Below are 229 nucleotides of genomic sequence, written 5' to 3' on the forward strand. Positions count from 1 at the left end.
GGCGTACGTCCGGCAGGCGCGGCCGCTGGTGCCGGGGAGGGGTTGGCACCGTCACGCCGGGCCGCCTCCGGGGGTGGCCGTCCCCGCCGCGGCGGCCGGCTCCAGGGCGTAGCCGACGCCGTGGACGGGGCGGATCAGGTCGGCGCCGAGCTTCCTGCGCAGGGCCTTCACATGCCAGTCCACCGTCCGGGTCCCGGAGGCGTCCACCCAGTCCCCGACCTCGGCCAGC

Annotated in this window: 1 protein-coding gene; it reads right to left on the minus strand. The window is 78.6% G+C overall.

The genetic code is table 11. The annotated features are described in order from the left end of the window. Window positions 1–51 precede the first annotated feature (51 nt). On the minus strand, window positions 52–229 hold a 178-nt coding region (locus tag KVT14_RS22010), incomplete at its 5' end, for a helix-turn-helix domain-containing protein (protein ID WP_217617451.1).

The sequence above is a fragment of the Cellulomonas sp. GbtcB1 genome (genome assembly GCF_019091725.1).
Taxonomy (GTDB): Bacteria; Actinomycetota; Actinomycetes; order Actinomycetales; family Cellulomonadaceae; genus Cellulomonas.